Annotated in this window: 20 protein-coding genes and 1 tRNA gene; 13 read left to right on the plus strand and 8 right to left on the minus strand. The window is 70.5% G+C overall.

Annotated elements, in window-relative coordinates; all coding sequences use genetic code 11:
* From CXP56_RS18335 to argS, 3 genes are all read right to left on the minus strand, one after another.
* On the minus strand, positions 1–1,022 hold a 1,022-nt coding region (locus CXP56_RS18335), incomplete at its 3' end, for a homoserine dehydrogenase (protein ID WP_286902134.1).
* Entirely contained in the window at positions 1,019–2,458 is a 1,440-nt protein-coding gene (lysA, locus tag CXP56_RS18340) for a diaminopimelate decarboxylase (RefSeq protein ID WP_286902135.1), read from the minus strand. The genes CXP56_RS18335 and lysA, both read right to left, overlap by 4 nt.
* Positions 2,459–2,465: 7 nt before the next feature.
* Positions 2,466–4,130, minus strand: a complete 1,665-nt coding sequence (gene argS / locus CXP56_RS18345) for an arginine--tRNA ligase (protein ID WP_028847870.1) — start codon at positions 4,128–4,130, stop codon at positions 2,466–2,468.
* Between the two features lie 137 nt (positions 4,131–4,267).
* Between argS and CXP56_RS18350 the strand changes: the two genes are divergently transcribed.
* Positions 4,268–5,098 carry a thioredoxin-like domain-containing protein gene (locus CXP56_RS18350; protein ID WP_028847869.1) on the plus strand — a complete coding sequence of 277 codons (831 nt, stop codon included), beginning with the start codon at positions 4,268–4,270 and terminating at the stop codon, positions 5,096–5,098.
* On the plus strand, positions 5,095–6,039 hold the full coding sequence (locus CXP56_RS18355; protein ID WP_286902139.1) for a DUF305 domain-containing protein: 945 nt from the start codon (positions 5,095–5,097) through the stop codon (positions 6,037–6,039). Before CXP56_RS18350 ends, CXP56_RS18355 begins: the two co-directional genes overlap by 4 nt.
* 319 nt (positions 6,040–6,358) lie before the next feature.
* On the opposite strand, the gene CXP56_RS18360 is transcribed toward CXP56_RS18355, so the two are convergent.
* Entirely contained in the window at positions 6,359–7,093 is a 735-nt protein-coding gene (locus CXP56_RS18360; RefSeq protein ID WP_286902142.1) for an SDR family oxidoreductase, read from the minus strand.
* Between the two features lies 1 nt (position 7,094).
* Complete coding sequence (locus CXP56_RS18365) at positions 7,095–7,694, minus strand: TetR/AcrR family transcriptional regulator (RefSeq protein WP_051310196.1); 600 nt, start codon at positions 7,692–7,694, stop codon at positions 7,095–7,097.
* A gap of 240 nt (positions 7,695–7,934) precedes the next feature.
* On the opposite strand from CXP56_RS18365, the gene CXP56_RS18370 reads away from it, so the two are divergent.
* The 4 genes from CXP56_RS18370 (at position 7,935) to CXP56_RS18385 (ending at position 13,307) form a co-directional block, all read left to right on the plus strand.
* On the plus strand, positions 7,935–8,804 hold the full coding sequence (locus CXP56_RS18370; protein ID WP_286902144.1) for an SDR family oxidoreductase: 870 nt from the start codon (positions 7,935–7,937) through the stop codon (positions 8,802–8,804).
* Positions 8,801–10,306: an aldehyde dehydrogenase family protein gene (locus CXP56_RS18375; protein WP_286902145.1), complete on the plus strand. Its 1,506-nt coding sequence runs from the start codon at positions 8,801–8,803 to the stop codon at positions 10,304–10,306. The genes CXP56_RS18370 and CXP56_RS18375 overlap by 4 nt, the downstream gene beginning before the upstream one ends.
* 312 nt (positions 10,307–10,618) lie before the next feature.
* A complete protein-coding gene (locus CXP56_RS18380) occupies positions 10,619–11,578 on the plus strand; it encodes a hypothetical protein (protein ID WP_286902146.1) in 960 nt (319 codons plus the stop codon).
* Positions 11,579–12,473: 895 nt separating this feature from the next.
* On the plus strand, positions 12,474–13,307 hold the full coding sequence (locus CXP56_RS18385) for an ion transporter (RefSeq protein ID WP_286902148.1): 834 nt from the start codon (positions 12,474–12,476) through the stop codon (positions 13,305–13,307).
* Positions 13,308–13,541: 234 nt separating this feature from the next.
* On the opposite strand, the gene CXP56_RS18390 is transcribed toward CXP56_RS18385, so the two are convergent.
* Positions 13,542–14,375 (minus strand): glutamate ABC transporter substrate-binding protein, encoded by an 834-nt coding sequence (locus CXP56_RS18390; protein ID WP_028847863.1) that lies wholly within the window; start codon positions 14,373–14,375, stop codon positions 13,542–13,544.
* A 159-nt stretch (positions 14,376–14,534) separates the two neighbouring features.
* On the opposite strand from CXP56_RS18390, the gene CXP56_RS18395 reads away from it, so the two are divergent.
* The 5 genes from CXP56_RS18395 to crcB (CXP56_RS18415) all read left to right on the plus strand — a co-directional run bounded on the left by CXP56_RS18395 (position 14,535) and on the right by crcB (CXP56_RS18415) (position 17,097).
* Complete coding sequence (locus CXP56_RS18395) at positions 14,535–15,332, plus strand: DsbA family protein (protein WP_286902149.1); 798 nt, start codon at positions 14,535–14,537, stop codon at positions 15,330–15,332.
* A gap of 104 nt (positions 15,333–15,436) precedes the next feature.
* A tRNA-Ala gene (locus tag CXP56_RS18400) sits at positions 15,437–15,509 on the plus strand.
* Between the two features lie 353 nt (positions 15,510–15,862).
* Positions 15,863–16,396: a fluoride efflux transporter CrcB gene (gene crcB / locus CXP56_RS18405; RefSeq protein WP_342665115.1), complete on the plus strand. Its 534-nt coding sequence runs from the start codon at positions 15,863–15,865 to the stop codon at positions 16,394–16,396.
* A gap of 1 nt (position 16,397) precedes the next feature.
* Complete coding sequence (locus CXP56_RS19125; RefSeq protein WP_342665114.1) at positions 16,398–16,607, plus strand: DUF190 domain-containing protein; 210 nt, start codon at positions 16,398–16,400, stop codon at positions 16,605–16,607.
* Positions 16,608–16,728: 121 nt separating this feature from the next.
* Complete coding sequence (gene crcB, locus CXP56_RS18415) at positions 16,729–17,097, plus strand: fluoride efflux transporter CrcB (RefSeq protein WP_028847860.1); 369 nt, start codon at positions 16,729–16,731, stop codon at positions 17,095–17,097.
* A 27-nt stretch (positions 17,098–17,124) separates the two neighbouring features.
* Here crcB (CXP56_RS18415) and CXP56_RS18420 read toward each other — a convergent pair whose 3' ends face one another.
* Positions 17,125–17,667, minus strand: a complete 543-nt coding sequence (locus CXP56_RS18420) for a DUF3558 family protein (RefSeq protein ID WP_028847859.1) — start codon at positions 17,665–17,667, stop codon at positions 17,125–17,127.
* Positions 17,668–18,533: 866 nt separating this feature from the next.
* Between CXP56_RS18420 and CXP56_RS18425 the strand changes: the two genes are divergently transcribed.
* Positions 18,534–19,541: a lytic polysaccharide monooxygenase gene (locus CXP56_RS18425; RefSeq protein ID WP_169725246.1), complete on the plus strand. Its 1,008-nt coding sequence runs from the start codon at positions 18,534–18,536 to the stop codon at positions 19,539–19,541.
* Between the two features lie 96 nt (positions 19,542–19,637).
* On the opposite strand, the gene CXP56_RS18430 is transcribed toward CXP56_RS18425, so the two are convergent.
* Positions 19,638–20,393, minus strand: coding sequence for a DUF2249 domain-containing protein (locus CXP56_RS18430; protein WP_028847858.1), 756 nt, complete (start codon positions 20,391–20,393; stop codon positions 19,638–19,640).
* A 74-nt stretch (positions 20,394–20,467) separates the two neighbouring features.
* Between CXP56_RS18430 and CXP56_RS18435 the strand changes: the two genes are divergently transcribed.
* Positions 20,468–20,761: helix-turn-helix domain-containing protein (locus CXP56_RS18435; RefSeq protein WP_286902150.1), on the plus strand; the 294-nt coding region annotated here is incomplete at its 3' end.

Below are 20,761 nucleotides of genomic sequence, written 5' to 3' on the forward strand. Positions count from 1 at the left end.
TGGGCATGCGCCGACTCGCGCGGCCCGCGGCTGCCGAGCACCCGGTTGCGCGCCACCGCCACCAGGTCGCCGAGCACCGCCGACGCGGTCGGGGCACCGCCTGCGCCCTGACCGAAGAACATCAGCTCGCCCGCGGCGTCGGCCTCCACGTAGACCGCGTTGAACGCGTCGCCGACCCCGGCCAGCTGATGCGTGCGCGGGATCATCGCCGGGTACACCCGGGCGGACACCGACTCCGAGCCGTCCACCGGGTCGACCACCCGCTCGCAGATGGCCAGCAGTTTCACCGTGCGCCCCTGTGCTTTCGCGGCCGCGATGTCGGTGGCGGTGATGTCGGCGATGCCCTCGCGATGCACGTCCGCGGCGGTCACCCGGGTGTGGAAGGCCAGCGAGGCCAGGATGGCCGCCTTCGCCGCCGCGTCGTAGCCGTCCACGTCGGCCGTCGGGTCCGCTTCGGCGTAGCCGAGGCGGACGGCCTCCTCCAGCGTCTCGGCGTAGCTGGCGCCCGTGGCGTCCATCGCGGACAGGATGAAGTTGGTCGTGCCGTTGACGATGCCCATCACCCTGGTGATGCGGTCGCCTGCCAGCGACTCGCGCAGCGGCCGCAGCAGCGGGATCGCCCCGGCCACGGCCGCCTCGAAGTAGAGGTCCGCGCCGGTGGCGTCGGCCGCCTCGGCCAGGTCGGCCGAGCTGTCGGCCAGCAGCGCCTTGTTCGCCGTGACCACCGACTTGCCCTGCCGGAGCGCGGACAACAACCACGTGCGCACCGGCTCGATGCCGCCGATCAACTCCACGACCACGTCGACGTCGGAGTCCACCAGCGCCTGCGCATCGTCGGTGAGCAGGTCCGCAGGTACTTCCGGGTGCTTGTCCGGCCTGCGCACCGCGATGCCCGCCAGCTCGATCGGCGCACCGACCCGGGCAGCCAGCTCGGCGGACTGCTCGTCGAGCAGCCGGGCCACCTCCCCGCCGACCGTGCCGCACCCGAGCAGGGCGACCCTGACCGGCTTGTTCGCACTCATGGCTGAGCCTCCAGGCGAAGCATGTCGTCCACCGTTTCCCGGCGCAGCAGCAGCCGCGCGCCGCCGTTGCGCACCGCCACCACCGCGGGCCTGGGCAGCCGGTTGTAGCTGCTGGCCATCGAGTAGCAGTACGCCCCGGTGGCGGCCACCGCCACCAGGTCACCCGGTGCCAGGTTGTCCGGCAGCCAGCAGTCCCGCACCACGATGTCACCGGACTCGCAGTGCTTGCCGACCACGCGGCACAGCACCGCCTCCGCCTCACCGTCCACGCCGTCGCCGCTGGACCGGGAGACCAGCCGGCAGTCGTAGACCGCGTCGTAGAGCGCGGTGCGGATGTTGTCGCTCATGCCGCCGTCGACGCTGACGTACCGCCGGGTCTGGTTGTCGCCGATGACGACGTCCTTGATGGTGCCGACCTCGTACAGCGTGACGGTGCCCGGCGCGGCGATGGCCCGGCCGGGTTCGCAGGCGATGCGCGGCACCGGCAGGCCCGCGTACTGGCACTCGCGCTCCACGATGGTGCGCAGCTGGGTGACCATCTGGGCGGCGGGCGGCGGGTTGTCCCGGTCGGTGTAGGCGACCCCGAAGCCGCCGCCGAGGTCGATCAGCTCGAGCTGCTCGAGGATCTCGTCGCCGTGCTCCTTGCGCAGCTCGGCCATCAGCCCGACGACCCGCCTGGCAGCGACTTCGAACCCGTCGGTGTCGAAGATCTGCGAGCCGATGTGGCTGTGCAGGCCGCGCAGCCGCAGCGCATCGGCCGCCAGCACCCTGCGCACCGCCTCCGCGGCGTCACCGGCCTGCAGCGAGAAGCCGAACTTCTGGTCCTCGTGCGCGGTGGCGATGAACTCGTGGGTGTGCGCCTCCACGCCGACCGTGGCACGCACCAGCACGTCCTGCACCACGCCCGCTTCGGACGCGATGGCCTGCAGCCGGGCGATCTCGTGGAACGAGTCCAGCACGATCGTGCCGACCCCTGCCTGCACCGCGGCACGCAGCTCGTCGACCGACTTGTTGTTGCCGTGCATGGCGATGCGCTCCGGCGGGAAGCCCGCCCGCAACGCGATGGCCAGCTCGCCGCCGCTGCACACGTCCAGCGACAGCCCGCGTTCGGCGACCCACTTGGCCACCTCGATGCACAGGAACGCCTTGGCCGCGTAGTGCACCAACGCCGGGTCCTCGAACGCCTCGGCGTATTCGGCGCAGCGTGACTTGAAGTCGGCTTCGTCGACCACGAACAGCGGGGTGCCGTACTCCTTGGCGAGATCGCGCACGTCGACACCGGCGATGCGGACCACGCCGTCCGGCGCGCGGTAGGTGTTGCGCGGCCAGACCTTCGGATACAGCCGGTCCAGCTCGTCGGTGGTGGCCGGGCGTACGCCCGCCGTGTCGGCGTGCCGGTACACCTCGGCGTGCCGAGGTCCTGCGGGGTGTGCCATGACTTCCTTACATCCGTTCCGGGGCGCTGACGCCAAGCAAACCGAGGCCGTTGGCCAGCACCTGGCGCGCCGCGGCGCACAGGGCGAGCCGGGCGGCGGTCAGCGGGGTCGCCGGCTCGTCGCCCTGCGGGAGCACCCGGCACGCGTCGTAGAACTTGTGGTACGCGCTGGCCAGTTCTTCCAGGTAGCGGGCGATCCGGTGCGGTTCGCGCAGCTCGGCGGCCCGCCTCACCACGGTAGGGAATTCCCCGATGGTCCTGATGAGGTCACCCTCCCGCGGGTGATCCAGCAAACCCAGATCGACGCCTTCGGCGTGCTCGGCCAGCTCGATGCCCAGCTCGGCGGCGTTGCGCAGCAGCGACGCCAGCCGGGCGTGCGCGTACTGCACGTAATAGACCGGGTTCTCGTTGCTGTGCTTGCGCAGCAGGTCGAGGTCGATGTCGATGGGGGAATCGACCGAGTACCTGGTCAGCTCGTAGCGCGCGGCGTCCACCCCGACCGCGCCGACCAGGTCGTCCATCGTCACCACGGTGCCCGCGCGCTTGCTCATCCGCACCGGCTGGCCCCCGGAGACCAGGTTGACCATCTGGCCGATCATCACCTCGACCACGTCCGGGTCGCTGCCCAGCGCGGACGCCGCCGCCTTCAGCCGCCCGACGTAGCCGTGGTGGTCCGCGCCCAGCATGTAGATGCACAGGTCGAATCCGCGAGACAGCTTGTTCTCCAGGTAGGCGATGTCGGCGGCGATGTAGGCGGGCGCTCCGTCGCTTTTGATCACCACCCGGTCCTTGTCGTCGCCGAACTCGCTGGACCGGATCCACCACGCCCCGTCGGCGTGGTACAGCAGGTTGGACGACTTCAGCCGGTCCACCACCGCGGCCACCGCGCCGGAGCGGTGCAGCGAGTCCTCGTGGAAGAACACGTCGAAGTCGGTGCCGAACTCGTGCAGGCTGCGCTTGATCTCGTCGAACATCAGCTGCACGCCGAGCCTGCGGAACGTCTCGTCCCGCTGCTCGTCCGGCAGGCTCAGCACGTCCGGCTCCTGGCGGAGCACCTCGGCGGCCAGCTCGGCGATGTAGGCGCCCGCGTAGCCGTCCTCCGGCGTCGGCTCGCCCTTGGCGGCGGCCACCAGCGACGCGACGAACCGGTCGATCTGCGCACCGGCGTCGTTGAAGTAGTACTCCCGCGTGACCTTGGCGCCCTGGGCGGCGAGCACCCGGCCGAGCACGTCACCGACGGCGGCCCAGCGCGTGCCGCCGAGGTGCAGCGGGCCGGTCGGGTTGGCGGAGACGAACTCCAGGTTGATCGACACCCCCGCGAACGCGTCGCCGTGCCCGTAGCGCTCGCCCGCGGTCAGCACCCGGCGCACCAGCTCGCCCTGCGCCGCGGCGGCCAGTCGGACGTTGAGGAAGCCGGGCCCGGCCACCTCGGCGGAGGCCACGCCGTCGGCTTCGGCGAGCCGGTCGGCGATCGCCTTGGCCAGGTCGCGGGGCGCCATGCCGACCCGCTTGCCGATCTGCAGCGCGAGGTTGGTCGCGTAGTCGCCGTGCTCGGGATGACGCGGGCGCTCCACGGTGACCCGCTCGGGCAGCACCGCGGTGTCCAGCCCGCGTTCGGTCAGAACCGCGGACGCGGTGGAACGAACCAGGTCGGCAAGTACTGCGGGAGTCACTCGCAGAGTGTATGCGGCCTGCGGGTGGCGACCGGCGCCTGGTCCGGCCACCTCACAGCGGGTGAACACCACCCGGCTACCCTGGCCGGTGAACCGACCTTTGCACGGCAGAACCAGCGAACGGGGACGCACCACCTATGGCCAGCGGCACCACGAAGAAGAACAAGCTCGACAAGGGCGCCTCCGCGCTCAAGGCCGCTCGCGGGAACGTCGTCAACCGCAGGCAGGTGCCGTGGGGAACGATCGTCGGGGTGGTCGTGGTCCTGGCGCTGGCCGCCGCGGTGTTCGGCTACTACCTGGTCAAGTCCGCCCCGAAGCGCGAGCAGGAGAGCCGCGAGGAAGCTGCCGCCGAGCAGTACACGCCGAGCAGGAACAACCAGGACCCGGCCAAGAAGATCCCGGGCGTGGTGATCAAGGAGTACAAGCACCGCGGCCACGTCAACTCGCCGCGGCGGGTGGCCTACGACGAGGAGATTCCGTTCGGCGGGCCGCACGACGTCATATGGGCCACGTGCAACGGCACGATCTACGACGAGCCAGTCCGTACCGAGCACATGGTGCACGCCCTGGAGCACGGCGCGGTGTGGATCGCCTACAACCCGGACAAGATCGACGCCGAGGCCAAGGAAGCGCTCGAGCTGCGGGTGCGCAACAAGCCGTACATGCTCATGTCCCCCTATCCGAAGCTGAGCACGCCGATCTCGGTGCAGGCGTGGGGGCACCAGCTCAAGCTGTCCGACGCGAACGACCAGCGGATCGACAACTTCATCGCGGCGCTGCGGCAGAACCCGTACCTGACGCCGGAGCCGAACGGCTCGTGTGACACCGTGCCGGGCGAGTTCGACCCGGACGACCCGCCCAAGTTCGACCCGAGCAAGCCGGGCAAGGACGCCGCCCCGATGGACTTCGAAGGTCAGCAGGGTCAGATGCCGAGCGTTGCAGGCAACGCCGGCGGCGAGGAGAAGTGACGGTCGAGGTGCGCGACACCGGCGACGAGCGAGACGAGCAGCAAACCGGGCAAGGCACGTCCGAGACCGGCGACACGGGCAGGCACGCGGACGAGCAGGCGGCAGCCGAGCGGCGCGACGCGGGCAAGGACGCAGCGCCGGACACCGGCGACGGGAAGCAGTCCGACCTCGCCGCAGCCGATGCCGCCGAAGACGCGGACGGCGGCGGTGACGCGGCGGGCGAGCAAGACGAGCACGACGAGCCCGACGCGGTCGAAGACGACGAATCGGAGTTTGGGCGGCGGACACCCGCGTGGGCTCGCGCCCTGGTCTACGGCGCCGCGGCGCTGGCGTTGCTGCTTGTCGGCGCGACTGTGGGGCTGGTCATCGGCCGGTCGCAGAGCACCCCGGTGGCCGAGGAGGACAAGCCGAACGCGGTCGACATCGGCTTCTGCCAGGACATGTCGGTGCACCACCGGCAGGCCGTGGAAATGGGTGACATCGCCCGGCTGCGCGGCCACTCGCGCGAGGTCCGGGTGCTCGGCTACGACATCTCCAGCACCCAGAACGGGCAGATCGGGCGCATGCAGGGCTGGCTGACGCTGTGGGACGCCCCGGCGCAGGCCCCCGGCGAGCTGATGACCTGGATGAAGGGCGGTCACGGCGGGCACGGGACCGGTCAGCACGCCCAGTCGGACGACGTGCCGATGCCGGGCATGGCGACCGAGCAGGAGATGCGCAAGCTGCGCCGGCTCAGCGGCCGCGAGTTCGACGTCTTCTTCTTGCAGCTGATGCTGCGCCACCACCAAGGCGGCACGGCGATGGCGGAGTACGCCGTCGAACACGCCCGGATTCCCGCCGTCCGGGCGCTGGCACAGAGCATGCTCGACTCGCAGGGCTCGGAGATGAAGGTCATGCGGGCCATGCTGGAGCAGCTGGGCGCCGAGCCGCTGCCGTTCTGAGCCGGGGCAGCCTCCCCGCGATCCGGCCGGCGCTTCGCAACGCCGTCATCGGTGCTCGTCGACCGATGCGTACCCGGCGAGGCCTGCGGGAGCCAGGGCTCCGGCTGCGGTAGACGCAAGGTATGGGCGGGCCGGGTAGCCGAGCGGGGGCGCCGAGATGGGCATCAGCCGGCTGAACGACCGGGGACCACGAACAGGTGGCGGCGCTTGCTGCTGATCGCCCTGCCGCCTGCGGGGCCTTCCTTGTCGCCGACGAGCAGCAAGCCGCCTACGAGCACGATCGTCCCGCCGCCTGCGGGGTTTGCTTGCCGTCGGGCCGTCACCAACCCCCGGCGACGTCGATGAATGTCCCGGTGGTGAAGCTCGCTTCGTCCGACAGCAGCCACAGAATCGCCGCGGCGACTTCCCCCGCCCTGCCGGGCCTGCCCAGCGGCACCGCGTGGCCGAGCTGCGCCAGCCGCCCTGGCTCGTGGATCTCGGTGTCGATCAGGGCGGGACGGACCGCGTTCACCCGGATGCCGTCGTCGGCGAGTTCCCGCGCCAGACCCACGGTCAGGGCGTCGACACCCGCTTTCGCCGCCGCGTAGTCGACGTACTCGTTCGGGCTGCCCCGCACGGCCGCACGCGACGACACGTTGACGATCGCCCCACCGTTGCCGCCGTGCCGCACTGACATCCGGCGAACCGCCTCGCGAGTGCACAGGATCGTGCCGACGAGGTTGACCGACACCACCCGGGCGATGCGTTCGGTGGTGAAGTCCGCCAGCCTGCCCCGTGGCGCGACGATGCCCGCATTGTTCACCAGCCCGGTCGGCACACCGAGCTGATCGCACACAGTGTCCAGCAGCCGCCGGACGTCGTCCTTGGCCGACACGTCCGCCTGCACGGCGACGGCACGCACGCCGGCTTCCTGGCAACGCCGGACGACTTGCTCGGCGGCGTCCCGCCGCTCGCGGAAACTCACCGCGACCTGCCACCCGCGTTCCGCGGCGAGCACGGCGGTGGCCGCACCGATCCCCCGGCTGCCGCCGGTGATCACCACCGTGCCCGTCACGTCAGGCCCGCATGTCGGCGATCAGCTGGTTGAGCATGCGCCTGGCCCGGCGGCGGGTCGATTCCCGTGACTCCACGTTTCCGCCCGCCATCAGGCCGATGCCACCCAGCAGGGCCAGGATCCGCTCGGCCTCGTGCACCACGTCCACCCCGGCAGGCAGCTCCCCCTGCTCGGCGGCCTGTTGCAGCAGCGTCGTCATCACCTGGCGGATCGCCTCGAAACCCAGGGAGGCGCCCTCCTGCTCCAGGAACCGCTGCGCGGCCGGGTGCCCCCAGAACGAGATGAGCACCGCCCAGCACTCGCGCATCTCGTCGTCCAGCGGCAGCAGCGCCTCGGCCACCGCCTCCACCGCGCTCAGCCCGCGCTTGTCCTGCCTGGCCTCGTTGACCCTGCGGGCGATCCGCTTGGTGTTGGCCCGGATCACCGCGGTCATCACGTCGGCCTTGTCGTCGAAGTAGTGCGTGACCGCTCCGGTGGACACCCCCGCCTCCAAGGCGATGGCGCGCATGGTCGCCCCGGAGACTCCGTTCGACGACACCAGCCGCAATGCTGCGTCGACGATGCGCTGTCGTGCTGCCGGATCCTTGAGCTGCCTGGTCACCCCCGGAATGGTATCGGCAGGTCAGCCTGTGCGGGGGCAGCCGTCGGCGGCCTCGGCCACCCGCGGGGCCTGCTTGGCTGCGCGGCCTGCGCGCCCGGCCGGCCGGTCTTCCCTGCTGCGGTGGCCGACACCGCCGGACGGCACGGCATACGCCGGGCAATCTGGCCGCAAATCGCAAGCTGCCGTGGCGTGGCCCGGCTCATACTCGCTCTCGGCGGGTCGTCGGGAGAAGGAGAAGCCATGGGACAGCCGGTCTCACTAGCAGGCAAGGTGGTCGCGATCACCGGGGGTGCGCGTGGCATCGGGAAGGCCACCGCGACGGCGTTCCTCGACCGTGGAGCCGCCGTCGTCATCGGGGATCTGGACGACGAGCTGGCCGGGAAGACAGCCGTCGAGCTCAGCGCGCGCCCGGGGGCACGGGTCACCGGGCTGCCGCTGGACGTCACCGACCGGGATTCGTTCGCCAGATTCTTCGACGCCGCGGACGCGGCATTCGACGCGCCGGTCGACGTCCTGGTGAACAACGCCGGGATCATGCCGACCGGCCACTACGTGGACGAGGCCGACCGGATGACCGATCGGCAACTGGAAGTCAACGTGCAGGGCGTGCTCACCGGCAGCAAGCTGGCGGTGCGCCGGTTTCTGACCCGGGGGCGCGGGCATCTGGTCAACATCGCGTCACTGGCCGGCCTCACCGGATATCCCGGGCTGGCCACCTACTGTGCCACCAAACACGCCGTCGTCGGGTTCACCGAGGCGCTGTGGGGCGAGCTGCGCGACACCCCGATCGGCGTCTCGGCGGTCATGCCGGCGGTGGTGCGCACGGAGCTGTCCGCGGGCGCGAACATTCCCCGCTCGATGGAACGCCTCACCGTGGTGGACCCGGAGGACGTCGCCGAAGCGGTCGTGGATGCGGTGATCCACGACCGGCCGAAGGTCGTCGTGCCGAAGTCGGCGGGCGTCATGGTGGCGTCGCTGTCGCTGCTGCCTACGCGGGCGAAGTTCGCCGTCGGGCGCTGGCTGAAGCTCGACGTGATGTTCACCGAATCCGACCCACGCGCGCGTGCCCGTTACCACCAGCGCATCGCCGTCGAGGAGCAGCCGTCATGACCGCGACGTTCACGGTTCTGTCGCCCGCGGACGGCACCCCCGTCGCGGAAGTCCCCGAACACGGCCCCGAGGACGTCGCTGCGGCCGCCGAAGCCCTGCGCCAGGCGCAGCCGGAGTGGGAGGCCATGGGGTTCGCCGAGCGGGCGCGCTGGCTGCGGAAGTATCGCGACTGGCTGCTGGACAACGAGACGTCGCTGGCGAAGACACTGCAGTCGGAGACGGGCAAGCCGTGGTTCGAGGCCACCGTCGAGGTGCCGTACGTGGTCGAGGTGATCAACTACTACACCAAGCACGGCGCGCGCTTCCTCGCCGACGAGACACCGCGGCCGCACAACGCGATCACCATGACCAAGCGGACGCAGGTGCTACTGCGCCCGTATCCGCTGGTCGGGATCATCACGCCGTGGAACTTCCCGCTGGCACTGGCGTTGATGGACGGTGTGCCGGCATTGGCCGCAGGGGCCGCGGTCATGGTGAAGCCGAGTGAGTTCACCCCGCTGGTGACCGAGGCGGCGGTGGCGGGATGGGCCGAGATCGGCGCCCCGCCCGTGCTCGCGTGCCTGACCGGCCGCGGGCCGACCGGTGCGGTCGTGGTGGACGCGGTCGACTTCGTGCAGTTCACCGGCTCGACCAGGACCGGGCGGGTGATCGCCGCACGGGCGGCGGAACGGCTGGTGCCGGTCAGCCTGGAGCTCGGCGGCAAGGACGCCATGGTGGTCCTCGACGACGCGGACGTCGAGCGCGCTGCGAACGCCGCCGTGTGGGGCGGCATGTGCAATTCCGGGCAGATGTGCACGTCGGTCGAACGCGTCTACGTGCTCGAGCCGGTCTACGACGAGTTCGTCTCACGGGTCGTCGCCACCGTGCGCAAGCTGCGCCAGGGCCGGGACGACCAGAACTACCGCTACGACGTCGGCTCGCTGGCCAACAACAACCAGCTGTCGATCGTCGAGCGCCACGTGCAGGACGCAGTGGCCAAAGGCGCAACGGTGCTGGCCGGTGGCAAGCGCGGAGCGAGCGGCACGTTCTACGAGCCGACCGTGCTGGTGGACGTCCACCACGGCATGGCTTGCATGCGCGAGGAGACGTTCGGTCCCGTTCTGCCGATCATGAAGGTCGCCGACGTCGACGAGGCCGTGCGGCTGGCCAACGATTCCGGCTACGGGTTGTCGGCCAGCGTGTGGGGCAAGGACACGGCTCGCGCCGAGCAGGTCGCCCGGCGGCTGGAAGCGGGTTCGGTCAACGTCAACGACATGTTCGCCAACCTGTTCGCGCTCCCGGTTCCGCAGGCGGGCTGGAAGCAGTCCGGGCTGGGATACCGCAACTGGGGCGCGGCCGGCCTGCGCAAGTACTGCCGCCCGCAGGCGATCGTGACCGCCAGGGTGACGCCGGCCGCCGAGCCGATCTGGTACCCGTACTCGCCGGTCAAGAGCCGCCTGGTGCGGAAAGTGATGCGTTTCACGATGGCGCGCGGACTCCTCCGACGGCTCGGGCTGCGCTGAACCGCTCGGCCGGGACCGGGGAGAGCACCCCGGATCGACACCAGAAGACGATCTTGGTTGACGAAAGATCTCCTGTCGTCAGTGAAGATGACAGGAGATCTTTTCGCTACGCTCCGTTCGTACTCCCGCCGCAACCAAGATCAACTCATCTCGACGGACGCAAGCACGGACAGTTACAACGACCTTGCGTAGAGAATTGTTGCCCGACCCTCTTCCCTCTCTCACCCAGACGGGTAGTATCGCCGCGGACAAGCTACGGAACGGTAACAGCCACTGGGCCGGCCCCCGACGGCCCGGAGAGAGGTTTCGACCGTGTCGGACACCCCGCCCGATGTGCCCCGCCGCGAGTACATCACGGTTGCCGAGCTTCTCGAGCGTGAGCGCACCGCGACCGAGGACTACCCGTGGGCCGCGCAGGACCGCCGCCCGCAGGCACTCACCCCGGTCACCGATCTGTTGCGCCGTGAGGGAGTTCGCATCGACGGCCTGGACGACGCCGACGTCGTCGCGTCTCGTCCGCCGGCTTCCCCCGGGCCCGCGGACACCGAGGAGGAGCGGCGCCCGGACGGCAAACGCGGCAGCAAGCTCGCCGCGATGGCCGGTGCCGCTGCGTTGTCCGGGCTGACCATCGCCGGCCTGATCGCGTTGAGCCCGAGCGGTTCGGCCCCGACCTCGAACTCGGCCGCCCCCGGCAGCGACGCGCAGCCCGGCAGCACGGCCGCCGACGGCGGCAGCTCGGCTCCCAGCTCCACCCAGCTGAAGCGAGCCAGCAGCGAGAAGTCACCGTTGGCCTCCGACGGCCGGCGCCAGGGCGCCGACCAGGTCCAACGTGGTGGCGCCACCCCAGGCAGCGCCCAGCCCGGCCCCGGCGGCGTGTACCAGCCCGGCGGTGGCGGCCCGGCCGGGTCCGGCTCCGGCGGCTCGACGTACGACCCCGGGACACCGCAGCCGAAGCAGCAGCAGCCCGCCGACCGCAGCAGCGGCGGCGCCGGGACGTCCCAGCCGGCGCCGGAAGCTCCCGCGCCGACCACCCCGCCGCAGGAGACCCAGCCGCAGCCCGAACAGCCCGCGCCGAGCAAGCCCAAGCAGAGCAACCCGCTGGGCTCGGTCGTCGGGGGTGTGGTCGGTGGGGTCACCGACACCGTGGGCAAGACGGTCAAGGGCGTCACCGGTCTGCTCGGCGGTGTGCTCGGCACCACGTCGGCGACCAGCACTCCGGACGAGCCGGACCCGACGACCGGATCGAAGTCCGGGACGCTCGACCTGAACTGACAAGCACCAGCAGCATGCGCGGAGAGTTCTCCGCGCATGCCCCAAGGACCACCGTCCCGCACCACCCCCAACGGCCCGCCGCCTCTCCCCCACCCCAGCGGCGGGCCGTTGACCTGTCCTGACCGCGATCGGCGCGGCCGCCGTTGATATGTCCTGGCGGCGATCGCCACCGCGGCGATGCGAGCCGTTGACCTGTCCTGGCAGCGATCGCGGCCGCCGATGCGAGCCGGGGATTCGCGTCCTGGCGGTGAACCCGGTCCTGGGCACGAACCGTGTCAGGGATGAACACCCTCGAAACAACCGCCTCGGACGGCCCGCCGCCCCGACCCCCTACCCCTCCGGCGGCGGGCCGTCGCCTGTGCTCCGCCGGTACCGGCATCCCCTGCCGAACTCGCTTCCGCACTCCGACGGCGCCGGACCGTGGAAAGAAAGCTGCGACCGGGCGTGAACCCTTCCGATGGCGGTATCCGTGCATGGGACGTCCACACGCAACAACCACGCAACCACCACCCCATCGGCCCGCCGCTTTCGCTCTCCCAGCGGCGGGCCTTCACTTTGGTCCGTCGTTCCCTGCAGCGACCTCCGATTTCGCGCTTGAACCTTTCGCCTGCCCACATCCGTGTTGCTGGCGCACACCCTCCGAGCAATCGCGATCGACGGCCCGCCGCCTGCGGTGGCGGGCTTTCGCATGTCTCCGCCCTGCGACGGCATGCGCGCCGGCCGCCCGTGTGGCGACGTGCCGGATGCGACCGCAACGTGCGCCACGGCTCCGGCGAGACGCTGACCACGGTCGCCACCGTCGTTGCGCGCCGATCCACTCGACCGGCAATAGGCTGTGAGACATGACACACCTGCCACCGGGCACCCGGCGAACACACGGCATGGCGGGCTGCCCGTGACGGCCGGCCCGGACCCGGGGGCCGCCGCGGAGTCCGACGCCGGGCGGCAGGAAGCGGAGCACCGCCGAGCCCGCGCGGCGGACGAGCGCAAACGCGCCGACGCGGCGTGGGACCGTCCGCTGGATCTGGTCGACGTGGTGATGCTGCTGCTGGCGATCTTCTCCGTCGGCCTGCTGATCTTCGTGCGATTCTTCGACCGGGAGAACGCCGGCGCGACGTGGGTGGTCGCCGTCGACACCACGATCTGCGGGATCTTCGCGGTGGAGTTCGCCTGGCGGTGGCGCAAGACCGGCTGGCAACGGCGCTATCCGCTGACCCACTGGTACGAGGTGATCGGCATGATCCCGGTCACCGAACCCGCGTTGCGCGGATTCCGGCTGCTCAGGGTGGTCGTCGTGCTGGTGCGGGTGGCGCGGGCGGGCTACCGGGTGTTCGGCGAGCGGATCACCAACCGGTTGATCGAGCGGCTCACCGATCCGCTGGTGGAAGCGGTCAAACGCCCGATCGTCCTGCTGGTGCTGGACGAAGTGGTGCAGGTGGTGGAGACCGGCAAGATCCCGCTCGGCGTGGCCGCCGCGCTGCGGGAGAACTCCGCCGAGCTCGAGCAGCTGGTGGTGGAGAAGCTGAACGCCGACCCGATGGCCGGACGCCTGGCGCTGGTGCCGTTCTCCGAGCGGATCACCCGGGCCATGATCGAAACCACACTGCGGGTCACGCTGGAGGTACTGGCGGACCCGCGGGTCGACGAGTTCGTCACCGACGTGGTCAGGCGCAACCAGGAGCGCATCCGCGCCACCGTGCTGGCGCACCTTGAGGGCGAGCGCGCATGACGGTCGCGAGCATGCCGAGGCGGAGGCGAGCGCACCTGACCGCGGCAGCCCAGGAGAGCCGCCGCCAGGCGACCACACAGCCCACGGAAGCCACCGCCTGACAAACCGCTCAAACCTCGGGCGACGGCACCGGACGCACGTCCTCGCGAAGCCGCCGCACGCACGATCCTCGCGCGAAGCCGCCGCACGCACGCACGATCCTCGCTCGAAGTCGCCGGGCGGCCGGAACGACGGTCAGCGCTCGGTGATCGGCGGCGGGTTGGTGACGCGGATTCCGGTGCGACCGAAGTGCCGCTGCACCGCCTCCCGCCAGGCGCCGCTGTCGATCATCTCCTGGAGCGCGGCGTTGACCGCACGCCTGCCGTCCTCGTCGTGCGGGGGCAGGCCGATGCCGTAGCGCGCGACGGTGAACTGCCCGCCGACCAGCTTCAGCAGCTCCGGGTGCTTGGCGACGTAGCCGGCCAGGATCGCCTCGTCGGTGGTGACCGCGTCGACCAGGTCGGCGAGCAACGCCGTCACGCAGTCCGGCTCACGCGGGTACTCGACCAGCTTCACCCGCTCGGCATACCGCTTCTTGACCTCTTCCGCCGCCGTGCTCCCGGTGACCGAGCACAGGCGCTTGCCGTCCAGCGAGTTCGGCCCGGTGATGTCCGTGGTGTCCTTGCGCACCAGGATCGACTGGCCGGTGACGAAGTAGGGCCCGGCGAACAGCACCTTCCGCTTGCCGCGCGCGGGGATGGTGAAGGCGCTGATCACCATGTCGACCGCGCCGGACAGCAGCACTTCCTCGCGCTCGGCCGCCACCACGTCGCGCCAGGTGATGTTTTCCGGTTCGACGCCGAGCTCAGCGGCGACGAACTCGCCGACGTCGATGTCGAAACCGACGAACCGGCCGTCCAGCGTGCGCTCGGACAGCCCCGGCTGGCTGAACCGGGTGCCGATGATCAGCTTTCCGGTCTCGTCGGCCTTGGTGACCAGGGAGTTCTCAGCCGCCGACGGAGCGCAGCCGGTCAGGCAGGCACTCGCCAGCAAGACGGTCACCGCCGCCAACGCCGCTGGACGCCACACCGTACCTCCCACACAAGCCACACACGCGGGCCCATAGCCTAGATGAGCCCGGGGGCGTTCACGTGCCGTCGCGGCACCAACTTCCCACCAGCGAGTGCCGGATCCGGTCGCGCCCGACGCGGGGCAGGTGGCGATCTCATCGACAGGAGCGCAGACGAGATGGGCGGAGCCGAACGAGCAGAACGCCGCAGGCGCCGGGAACTGGCCCAGCAGCGGGCCGCCATGGCCAGGCAGGCAGGCAAGACCGGCTCGGGATCGGCAGACGCACCCCGCCCTCCCGTCGACCGGGCGCGGCTGCGCAAGGTCGCCTTCACCGTCGGCGGGGCCGCGATCGTGGTGGCGCTGATCGTCGTCGCCGTGCTGTGGTTCGACGCGCGGAAGAACGCCACCGAAGGACGTGCCATCCCGGTGGTGCGATCAGCGGAACTTCCCGAGACCAGGGACGGCGCCGTGGTGGTGCTCGGCGACGACAAGGCCCCGGTCACCATCGACATCTACGCCGACTTCCTCTGCCCGGCGTGCGGTCAGTTCCACGAACGCGACGGCAAGGACATCGCGAACCGGATCCGCGAGGGCCAGCTGCGGGTGCGGCAGCACATGGTGCCGATGCTCGTCGAAGCGTCCGACCCGCCCGGTTACTCCATGGACGCGGCCAACGCGGCGCTGTGCGCGGCCGACGAGAGGAAGTTCACCGCGTTCCACGACAGCCTGTTCGCCAGCCAGCCGGAAGAGGGGACGCGCGGCTGGGACAAGGCCCAGCTCACCGAGCTGGGCAGGAAGCTGGGCCTGGGCGAGACGTTCGCCGAGTGCGTGGCCAAGCGGACCTATCACCGCGAGCTGGACCAGGCGTTCCGGACCGCGCTGGAGCAGATCGACGACTTCGCCACGCCCGCGGTGATCGGGCCGGACGGCCGCATCGACGTGAGCAAGCCGGGCTGGCTGGATCGGCTGGGCTGACGCACGCCGGGCAGCCGCCGGCCGGCGGTCCGACGGCAAGAGCATTTTCGGGCCCCCGGCGACAGCGGGGAAATCGGCGTGCTGTACGGTATGGACACCAGCAAGGGGCTGTGGCGCAGCTGGTAGCGCACCACACTGGCAGTGTGGGGGTCACGGGTTCGAGTCCCGTCAGCTCCACCCCAAGGGTCTTACTGGGGCACGGCATCCGGGTGACGCCGCGTCGTAGGACTTCAAGCTTCTTGGTCAGCAAGAGGGCCGCGTCCGTCCGGGATGCGGCCCTCTTGCCTTTCCGGAGCCGGATGCCTGCTGCCTGGCTCCGGCACGGTCGCACGAGCGCGCTCGGACGGCCGTTCCGGACCGCGTGCGGATCCGCGAAGGGCTCCCGGTGGACGAACACCGCAAGTGAAGGTCCACACACTCCGGCGTACAGGACGACACGTCGGGCTACCCTCGGCCGATGCGGCGGTGGGGCTCGCCGCTCCGGTCTCCCCGGAACGCTCGCGGCGTGCATCGCCGCCAACAGTCCTTCCTTGACCAGTGACTTCGTCGGGCTCAAGCAGGAGGTGCGCGTGACCAGCGAGGTCGACCTGTCCGAGCCGGCCGATCCGGACGCCGATCTCCGGCTCCCCGCCCGGCGACGTGCACTGGCCAGCTCCCACGGCGCGGTCCTGGCCGTCATCGCCCTCGGTGGCGGGCTCGGCGCGCTCGCCCGCTACGGCCTGGCCGAACTCCTGCCCGCCCGGCCAGGGCATGTCCCGTGGGCCACCTTCGTCACCAACGTGGCCGGTTGCTTCCTCATCGGGATTCTCATGGTGCTGATCACCGAGGTGTGGTCGGCCCACCGCCTGGTCCGCCCCTTTCTCGGCGTCGGCATCCTCGGCGGCTTCACCACTTTCTCCACCTACGCCGTCGAGACCGGCGAACTGCTGCGATCCGGCACGATCGGCCTGGCCTTCGGCTACCTGGCAGGCACTGTGATCTGTGCCATGCTCGCCGTCGTCACCGGCGTCTGGCTCGCCCGCGCCGTCACCGGAGCCACCCGCGCCTCGGACAAGGCGGCGTGAAATGCAGCTGACCGGACCCGCCCTGCGCCTTGCGATCTTCATTGGCGAGAACGACACCTGGGACGACGAACCCCTCCACCACGAGATCGTCAGACGCGCCCGCGAAGCAGGCCTGGGCGACGCCACCGTCCTGCAAGGTCGTGACGGCTACGGCACCCACTCACCTCTCCGCACCGACCGTATCCTCGACGTCACCGAGGCCCTGCCGTGATCATCATGGACACTGAGGAGCGCATCCGCGCGTTCCTGCCCGAACTCGACGAACTCGCCGGCAACGGCACCGTCCTGATCGACGAGGCCGGGGTCTGCCGCTACCGAGGAATGCCGACCGCATGACCGTTGTACTCGTCTTCGTCGGCGCCATGATCGGCGCGCCCCTGCGCTACCTCACGGACCGCGTGGTGCAGGCCCGCCACGACACTGCCTTTCCCTGGGGCACCTTCGTCGTCAACGTCGTCGGCTGCCTCGTGCTCGGCGGCCTCGCCGGAGCCGGTCCCGCCCTGCCCGCCCCGGTACTCACGCTGCTCGGCACCGGCCTCTGCGGCGCACTGACCACCTACAGCACGTTCGGCTACGAAACCCTTCGGCTCCTCGAGCAGAAGAGCTACTTCTCCGCCGTCGCCAACATCGTCGTCAGCGTCGTCGGCGGTCTCGGTGCCGCCCTGCTCGGCTACACCACTGTCCACGCACTGGTCTGCTGACCGCTGTCCGGCGGCTTCTTCTCCCCGTCACCGCACGTGGGTGAGCACGGCCCTGAGCACCGCCACGCCCGCGGCACAGGCACCCTCTTGCGGCGCGTCCGGCTCCGGAATGGCCGTGACCTTGACGAGCCGGTCGGTGCTGTTCAGCCCGAAGAACAGGAAGCAGATGCGGTGGAACTCCGACTGCACCGCCATCCGGTGTTCGCCGCGAACCTGCCCGACGGACACCTGCGTCACGCGGCCGTTCCGGGTGAACGTCCGCGCGTCGGACAACGGCGTGCCGAATTGCAGACTCACGTTCTGATCACCGGCCAGCCAGTGGCAGGAACGCCGTCCCTCATGCGTCTCCAGCTTGCCGTCGGCGGCGATGCCGAGTGCGGCACGATCGCGCTCGTCCAGCGCCCGGCACGGATGCTGCCGCAGCTCGGCTTCCGGATATGTCTTCAGTAGCGGCTCCGACGGTGTCGTGGCCGGCGTTCGGCTGGCGGACGCCGCCGAACCGGTCGCCGTCGGCTCCCCACTGCAGCCCGCCAGGACGACGGCCAGCACGGCGAACAGGATTCGTCGCATTGCGTCACGGTAAGTCCGTACTGAGCGACACGGTGGCCGATGGCGCCAAGGTGCAACGCAAGAAGGGCCGAGTCCTGCCACGCGCCGCCGGTGCCGACGACCGGCCACCGGGAGAGCAGACCACCCTCCGGAGATCGTGACCAATGGCGGCCGGGCCCGCAGGAGCCCTTCGAGGACACGATCAGCGCGTTGCCGTCCGTCAGTGCGGGCCCTGGCGGCGCCCAAGGACGTGGCCACCGTTCGTCGCCGAAGCCGACATCCGGCGCGGGCCAACACGTACACGGCCCTGCCCCACCGCCCGGTCACCACGAGGGCAGTTCCAGCCAACTCACCAGCGAACGCGACAGTATCGACATCCGGGCGCAGGACGACTCTGCAGCCCGCAGTCGCCGTCGACGTACGAGCCGCAGGGGCCGTCCTCGCCTGGAATCTTTCGGTTTGGCCATTGCGGGGCCCGCTGCTGCCTGCAAATCCACCGGACGGCTGTCCGCTCAAACTGTCCGCGCGAAAAATGACAGCTGGGGCACGAATGATTGCCCGAACGACTCTCCGGCTTGACAAAACCTGATTCGCGGAATAGACGAGGATTCCTCGCGGGAAGTTCCGCTTTTCGTGAGGGTGCCATCGATCAGGCGTTCGTGCGCCGCTCCGCCTGCGGAAACGGCATCTGCCTCGGCCGAGTCCGCACCCAGGCGGTAGCCGCGGCCGAAGCGTGCAGCGCGTGGCCGCGCCAGAAGCATGACCTTCCCCAAATTTCGCCTTCGACCGTGAACCGTTCACTCGTTCGCGCCCGTGTAGTCGACTGCCACGTCCGTTTACCCATTGCCAGTACGGCTATTGCCGCGCTGAGGGAGTTCACCATGCGAATGAAACGATCCTTGCTTGCTCTGGGCGGGATTGGCGCGTTGACCACGGCCGGCCTCGTCATGATGCCGTCGCCGGCTGCGCAAGCGCACGGTCATGTCGAATCCCCGCCGAGCAGGCAGGCCCAATGCCGTAACGGCACGGTCGAGTGCGGCCCGATCGTCTACGAGCCGCAGAGCGTCGAGGGACCGAAAGGCCAGCGCAACTGCAGCGCCGGGGATGCCCGCTGGGCGGAACTGGACGACGACAGCAAGGGCTGGGTGGCCACACCGGTCGGCGACCAGGTCACGTTCACGTGGCGGTTCACCGCCCCGCACAGCACGGCCAACTTCGAGTACTACATCGGTGGCGATCTGCTGGCGACCATCGAGATGCGTGGCGAGCGGCCGGCGGAAACGGTGTCGCACGTCATCGACCTGTCCCGCTACAGCGGCAGGCAGAAGGTCCTTGCGGTGTGGAACATCGGCGACACCTCGAACGCGTTCTACTCGTGCGTCGACCTGGACATCGGCGGCGACGGCGGCATCGGCGGGGACGCCGGATCCTACATCCCGTACCCGTCGCATCTCAGCGGCGCTGCCCACGGGCAGATGGACGAGCCGAGCGCGAACGACACCGGCGACGGCACGCCCACACTCCACGGCGAACACGGCGAGCACGCCGGGCACGACAGCCACGGAACGCCCGGTACCGACGGCAGCCCCGATCACCCCGAGGGCCACGACAACTCTGGTGGCGGTCCCAGCACCGGTGCACCGAGTGACGACACCTCTGGCGGGCCTTCCGACGGCTCGGCCGGCGGCACTCCTGCCGGCTTCCACGAACCGTGGCGGCCGATCTGGCCGGAGCCGACGAGCAGGTCGGTGAGCGCATGGCAGCCGGGTGTGTCGTACGCGGCCGGTGACCGGGTGACCCACCATGGCGTCACCTACCGGTGCTGGCAGGCACACACCTCGCAGGCCGACTGGGAGCCGCAGAACACCCCGGCCCTGTGGATCCGGGAGAGCTGACCACTCACCGGTCCGTCCGCTCCGGCAGCAGCCGGGCTCCTTCGACGAAACCGCCCGCGCGCGGCTCGCGCGGGCGGTTTCGTCATGAACGGGCGCTCACCGCCGTACGAAGCGCAGCCGCCACACCTCGGGACCGCGCTCCAGGTATTCCACCGCGAACGCGCCGGGGCTGCGTCGTTCCAGCTGAGCGAGCAACGGCACGGGATCGTGCGGGGCGAGCAGCACCAACGCCCCACCGGGTTCGACGGTGTCCAACGCCCCGAAGATCGTGGCGTGCCTGATCGCGTGCGGGATGGAGCGCGCATCGAGTTCGGGCTCGGCCCCGTCGTCCTGGTGACCGCACGAACACGCGTGCTTGCCGGGCTCCGCCGGAGAGTCCGCAAGCGCTTCGTGCATCTCGTCGAACAGCTTCGCCACCGAGTGCGCGCCGGAAGCCACCAGTGCCGGCAGCAGGGCCTCGTTCTCCTTGTCGACGTGCACCCGCACGACCTCGCGGAGCCCACCGGCCGCGGCCGCGATGGCGCCGGGCGAGTCGGCCTTCGACAACGTCCCGATCAGCTCGTCGATCACTCGATGCTCGGCGACCATCGCCGGGATCAGCACCTTCAACTCGGCCACCGCGCCACCTGCCCGGTACAGCGAGCGTTCCTCCGCCTCCGCGTGCGGCATCAGCTCGCTGCGCGCCCACGTCACCAGGCGATCGCGAGCGGCACGGGCCTCCTGCGCGGAAGAAGCCTGCGTCGCTGCGGTGACCAGCACCGTCAGCTTCCCCGTCAGCTCGGCGTGATGCGCCACGATCCTGTCGGCCGCGGCGGCGTCTTCCTGGTTCGTCGCGATGGCGACATCCGGCATCGTCGCTCTCCTTCGGTCGTCGTGCAGGTCACCTCGGCTGGACCCGTCGAGGCCGAATTTACTACAGTTTTCTCGTGAAAATTCATCGCCGGGTCGGCCCCCGTACCGCCGCGGAGCAGCCGCTGCCCGCGGGACAGGCGAAGCTGCTCAGCGCGTTGGACTCGCTGCCGGGACCGGCGACCCTGGCCGAGCTGGCCGAGGCGAGCGGGCTGCACCCGAACACCGTGCGCTTCCACTTGGAGCCGCTGCTGGAGTGCGGCGCCGTGGTCCGCACCACCGAACCCGGCCGCGGGCGTGGCCGGCCCGCCCACCGCTACGTGGCTTCGGGGGCGCGCCCCGGGCCTGCGGCCGAGATCACCGGCCTGGCC

The organism is Thermocrispum sp. (assembly GCF_002919275.1).
GTDB classification, from domain to species: Bacteria; Actinomycetota; Actinomycetes; order Mycobacteriales; family Pseudonocardiaceae; genus Thermocrispum; species Thermocrispum agreste.